Consider the following 6,238-nt stretch of genomic DNA (forward strand, 5'->3'; position numbering starts at 1 on the left):
TCACGAATTGGAAGGATAGTCGATGCCATTTTAACAAAAAAATCCCCCAGCCGAAACCAGGGGATTCAATAAATTTTCATCTATTTGAGTATTACTCCATACCTACGCGAGATGGGGCAATCGTTAAACTATCTAATTCAGATTTCAAGGGTTCAATAAAGGTTAAGTAATCCGGTATCAATTCTTTCTTCATAGGTTCAGACTGAGGGAATTTCTGTGCTCTGTGATCTACTTGTCTACCATTTTTCCAAAAACGGTAGCATACGTGTGGACCCGTTGCAGCTCCAGTTGAACCAACGTATCCGATAACATCACCTTGTTTTACGCGTACACCCGGACGAATTCCTTTGGCAAATTTTTGCATGTGTAAGTACTGTGTTTCATAAGTGGCGTTGTGACGAATTTTAACGTAATTCCCATTTCCTCCAGATCTAGAAGCTTTGGTTACCGTACCGTCAGCTGTACTTAAAATAGGGGTTCCATAAGGTGCTGCATAATCTGTCCCTTTATGTGCTTTTACACGTTTGTAAATAGGGTGAAATCTTCTTAGGTTGTATGCCGAAGTCATACGTGCAAATTTCACGGGCGACATTAAGAAGGGACGTTTCATTTCCTTACCTTCTTCATTGTAATAGCCTGTTTCCATGTTGGTAGAGTCTGTAGTATATCTAAAAGAGTACATACCTTCTCCACTGTGCTTAAACCAAATTCCAATGATATCACCTATTCCGTAAGCTTCACCTTCTATGCTTTTTTGTTCGTAGACCACTTTGAACTGATCTCCGGCTTGAAGCTTAAAGAAGTCAATGCTCCATGCAAAGATGTTTTCGAAGGCTTCTGCTAATGCCGCTGTAGTTCCAAAATCGTTTATTTGTTCGTCTATAGCCAAGGTAAGGTTAGAGTTCTGAACAATTTCTCCAGTTAACGTCTCTCGATTTACTTTAATATCTCGGTAATGTTTCTCAACGCTCAGACTATCTCCAAAATTGAATACATAATAACTTTCTATGTTGGCTTCATAGATTAAATGTTGTGCGCGGTTATTTGTATCTCCTTTTCTAACAAGAACAACGAAAGGATCATTATAATTCACATAATCTAAACCAACGGCAGAGTCACCGGCCATTTCTGCAATGGTGTTAATGCTATACTGGTCAATTCCATAAGGTAGAAGCATGTGACTCATGGTCCAATTCATTTTTACCGTATCATGGTATACATCGAATTCGTTTAAATCGAAGCCGTACTTCATGTTTTTAGGAAGCTCAACAACAGTATCTTTTATTGCTGTTTTTTGTGCTGAATTATTTGCTTTCTCTTCTTTTCCTCCACAGGCTACCAATAAAGCCGTTATACCTATAACAAATATTTTTTTCATCCTCTGTACTTGTACTATTTTGTGTTTTTGCTCCAAGGAGAATCCTCAAAAGCAATGCTTGCAAATGTAATGAACTCTTCTTGAAACACTTTCTAAAAGAGCAATGAGCTTTGTAAATAATGTGAAAAGTAACTTTAATAAAGTTGAAGGATTGTGTTTTTCCAGGAATTTACTCACGAAGTTCTTGCTAAAAATAGAGTTTAGATGGTGCTCTAATTCTACCAATTGTTTAATTTTGCCCACGCGTATAAATTACATAGAAAAAGATGAAAGTTTTAATATTAGGATCTGGAGGTAGAGAGCATGCATTTGCCTGGAAAATTGCACAAAGTAGTCATTTAGATGAATTGTACATAGCACCGGGAAATGCTGGAACTAAAGAGTTAGGAACTAACGTGAATATTTCAGTTACTGATTTTGAAGCAATCAAAACTTTTGTGATTGAAAACGTAATAGAAATGGTTGTTGTTGGTCCTGAAGATCCTTTGGTACAAGGGATTTCAGATTTCTTTGCTGCAGATGATGCGTTGAAAGGAGTTTATGTAATCGGACCAAACAAAGAGGCTGCTCAATTAGAGGGATCGAAAGATTTCGCCAAGGAGTTTATGATGCGTCATAATATACCAACAGCGAAGTACAAGACCTTTACAAAAGATACTTTGGAAGAAGGGAAAGCATTTTTAGCCTCGTTAAAGGCACCTTATGTATTAAAGGCAGATGGATTAGCTGCAGGTAAGGGTGTTTTGATTTTGGAAACTTTAGATGAAGCTCAGCAAGAATTGGAAAGCATGTTGAGTGATGCGAAATTCGGAGATGCTTCTTCTCGTGTAGTTATTGAAGAGTTCTTAACAGGTGTTGAGATGTCAACATTTGTATTGAGTGACGGTGATGGGTTTAAAGTATTGCCAGAGGCAAAAGATTACAAGAGAATTGGTGAAGGTGATACAGGTTTAAATACAGGTGGAATGGGAGCTGTTTCTCCAGTGCCATTTGCCGCTTCAGGATTTTCTGATAAAGTATTGAACCAAGTTATTATTCCTACAATTAAAGGGTTAAAAGCGGATGGAATCGAGTACAGAGGATTCATTTTCATTGGTTTGATCAATGTAAAAGGTGAGCCATTTGTTATCGAGTATAACTGTAGAATGGGTGATCCTGAAACAGAGGTTGTTTTACCGCGTTTGAAGTCTGACTTACTAGACTTATTTGAAGGTGTAGGAACACAGACTTTATCTGAAAGAGACGTGGAAATAGATCCAAGAACAGCTACAACTGTGATGATGGTTTCTGGAGGGTATCCAGAGGCTTATGAAAAAGGAAAAGCGATTTACGGATTGAACGCTGTTCAAGATAGTATCGTATTCCACGCAGGAACAAAAGCTGATGGTCCGGCAGTAACGACAGCTGGAGGAAGAGTTTTAGCTGTTACAAGTTACGGTAAAGACATGGAATCTGCTCTTGAAAAGTCGTACGAGAATATTCAAAAAATAGAATTTGAAAAGTCGTACTACAGAAAAGACATAGGATTCGATTTAAAATAGATTGATTAATAATTGATAATAAACGAATGGTAGCGCACTGTTGCCATTCGTTTTTTGTTTTATAAAAGAGGATATTTTACGCACCCCGATGTGGATTAAATATTTATAAGGTGGGTTTAAGCTGCCATTAATTTTATTAAATTCGGGTTTTAACAGATGGAATCATATACCATATTTTTCATTATAGGAACACTTATCGCTTCTGCCTTTTTCTCAGGTATGGAGATTGCTTTTGTATCGGCCAATAAGTTGAAAATTGAGCTAGATAGAACCAAGGGTAATATCAGTGGTAAAATTTTAGGTCGTTTTGTACAATACGATGCCAACTTTATCGCGGCCATGTTATTGGGTAATAATATTGCCCTTGTAATATATGGTATACAAATGGCGAAACTAATCGAAGCTCCCTTAGAAGCTATGATGGGAGAGAGTGCTTGGGTACTTTTGGTGCAAACCATAGTTTCAACATTGCTCATACTGGTTACCGCCGAGTTTTTACCCAAAGCTATATTTCAAATTAACCCCAATAGAATTTTAAAATTTGCGGCTATACCGCTTGTGATTATCTATTACATACTCTTTATTCCAACTCAGTTTACCATGTTGTTGAGCAATGGTTTGTTGCGCTTGTTTAGAGTAAAGTCAGATAACGGAAGCAATGTGTTTTCAAAGGTTGATTTAGATCATTATGTGCGTGATTTGAATGAGCGAATGGAGGATGAAGACGAATTGGGTAATGAAATGCAAATTCTTCAGAATGCATTAAATTTTGGAAATGTAAAGGCAAGAGACTGTATGATACCGCGTACAGAAATTGTAGCCGTGGATGTTGAGGATGATATTCAACATTTGAGTGAACTTTTTGTTGAAACAGGTTTGTCGAAAATCCTAATCTATAGAGACAACATAGATAATGTGATAGGATACTCACATAGTTTTGAATTGTTTAAACACCCAAAACGCATCAAAGACATCTTAATACCTATCAGCTTTGTTCCAGAGGCGGTTCCGGGTAAAGAACTCTTAGAATTGTTTACAAAACAACAAGGAAATATTGCTGTAGTTGTGGATGAGTTCGGTGGAACTTCTGGTGTTGTGACCATAGAAGATGTTATTGAAGAAATCTTTGGAGATATTGAAGATGAGCACGATGCGGATGAGTTATTGGAGGAGCAAATAGATGAACACACGTATAGATTTTCTGCAAGAACAGATATCGATTGGTTGAATGAGAAATATGATTTTGACTTCGAAGAGTCTGCAGAGTATGAAACACTTGGAGGATTAATCTTGAATCGAATTGCATCTATACCAGAAGAAGGAGATGAGGTCGAATTGAACAATTATAAGTTCATCATCGAGGAGGTATCTGATCGAAGAATTGAAGTGGTGAGAATAGAAATAAAAGATTAATTCTTAAGAGCTAATCGGTTATTACGACGACCAATTTTTTATGTTTTTGCTGAATATCCGCCTTTCTTCCGAATTCCTATTTTCTTGATAAATTTTTGTAATTAGAACGGTATTGGAAGGGAATCTACGCTCTTTTTCGATGTGTCTATGCGAAGTTTTTTAAAGGTCGGCAATAAAGCGGATACTCATAAACATTCCTTTATTTTTTAATTTTTTTGGCTTAGGGATAGCAGCGGCAGCCCACAAAAAGCACTGTTTTATGTGTGTAATTTGGGGGCAAGCGACCTAAGAAGCTTGTTGACGAATACACAAAATAACACTGCTTTTGAGGACTAAAGTGAATAGCCCGTACAAGCCCCGATAGCTTCTTCTGCAAACATATTATTTCTTACTTAGGCACTCAATATGAGGAGTTAAGCGTAAAGGGTGTAAACAAATGCAGCTTATAAACTGAAAACTCTAAAATACTGGGGGGAGTAGCTTTCATTTATAAATTCATATCATTATATTCGCAACCTTATAGAAAAAGAACAAATGGCTTTAATTGGACAAATTCGCGAGAAATCGTGGTTATTATTAGTAGTGGTAGGTGTGGCTATGTTGGCCTTCATTTTACCTTGGGACCAAATTTTTAACGGGTCAGCGAGTCGTGGTGAGAACCTTGGATTTGGTACTGTTAATGGAGAAAGAGTTGATGCTAATGCTTATGAGCAATACAAAAACAACATTGCTCAAAACATGTTCAATAGTAAAAGGCAACAAGACCCTAACGCTAGTTTAACCGAACAAGATTTAAAAAATGCTGAAACTCAAGCATGGAATGCGTTAGTAGGTAAAATGCTTACTACTGAACAATATGAAGAGTTAGGATTGATGGTTTCTCCTTACGAATTGGATGGAATTCTTTACGGAAGAAGTGGGTTTGAACCTTCTCCTATCATTCGTCAGGTAGCAGTAGATTCAAATGGTTTGTTTAACTCGGCAAGAGCACAGCAGATTTTGGATCAATTGCAAATGGAAGATCCTGCAAGATACCAAGCGGTGGTTGATGAAATCAAATTTAACCGTTTGAACGAAAAGTACATGTCTATGTTGTCTTACGGAGTAAAGGCGACAACTTTGGAGGCGAAGGAAGAATATGAAGCTGGAAAAACAGTGAAGAATGTTTCTTTCATCTTTAAGCGTTTCAGTGAAATTCCATCGAATGAAATTGAAGTTTCAGAAGATGAGTTAAAGGCATACTACGCAGAACACAAAAACGAAAAGAAGTACGAGCAACAAGGTACACGTAAAGTTTCTTACTTTACAGTTCCATTAACTCCTTCTGAAGATGATACGATTTCTGCATTGAACAATATGGTTCAGTTAAAAAACTCTTTTGAGAATGCACAAAACGATACATTGTTTGTACAACAATACATGCAAACACCAACGGTAGAAGCGATTAAATTCTACCCTGAGGATTCTTACTTGAACCCACAGCAAATGCAACAAGTTTACCCTGCAGAGATGACAAATTTAGCAGTGGGAGATATTGTTGGACCAATTAGTACTTCAACTTTTATTGGTGTTGCTAAGGTAAAAGAGATTGAAGAGCAAAAACAAGCGCACGTTCGTCACATCTTGATTTCTGCAAACAAGAATGACGAAGATGCTTATGCTGCTGCTAAAGTGAAAGCGGATAGCATCATGAATGTGATTAAGGAGCAAGACAACTACGTTGAAATGGAAGCTCAATTCAATGAGGATCCAGGAGGGAAAATGAACCACGGAGTTTACAAAAACTTCCCAGAAGGTGTTATGGTTCCTGAATTTAATGATTTTGCATTCAACGAGCCAGTTGGAACTATTGGAGTTGTAGGAACTTCTTACGGTTACCACGTTGTTGAGGTTGTAGGTAGAAGAA

4 protein-coding genes are annotated in these 6,238 nt (G+C 37.3%); 3 read left to right on the plus strand and 1 reads right to left on the minus strand.

The window, feature by feature from the left end:
- Positions 1-91: 91 nt before the first annotated feature.
- Positions 92-1,378: a M23 family metallopeptidase gene (locus tag R3333_RS00240; protein WP_318956561.1), complete on the minus strand. Its 1,287-nt coding sequence runs from the start codon at positions 1,376-1,378 to the stop codon at positions 92-94.
- A 266-nt stretch (positions 1,379-1,644) separates the two neighbouring features.
- Here R3333_RS00240 and purD point away from each other — a divergent pair, with 266 nt between their 5' ends.
- The 3 genes from purD to R3333_RS00255 all read left to right on the plus strand — a co-directional run.
- Complete coding sequence (purD, locus tag R3333_RS00245) at positions 1,645-2,919, plus strand: phosphoribosylamine--glycine ligase (RefSeq protein WP_318956562.1); 1,275 nt, start codon at positions 1,645-1,647, stop codon at positions 2,917-2,919.
- Positions 2,920-3,075: 156 nt separating this feature from the next.
- Complete coding sequence (locus R3333_RS00250; RefSeq protein WP_318956563.1) at positions 3,076-4,332, plus strand: hemolysin family protein; 1,257 nt, start codon at positions 3,076-3,078, stop codon at positions 4,330-4,332.
- Positions 4,333-4,866: 534 nt separating this feature from the next.
- Positions 4,867-6,238, plus strand: a 1,372-nt coding sequence (locus R3333_RS00255; RefSeq protein ID WP_318956564.1) for a peptidylprolyl isomerase, incomplete at its 3' end; no start/stop codon positions are given.

The sequence above is a fragment of the Lishizhenia sp. genome, from assembly GCF_033720595.1.
GTDB lineage: Bacteria > Bacteroidota > Bacteroidia > Flavobacteriales_D > Crocinitomicaceae > Lishizhenia.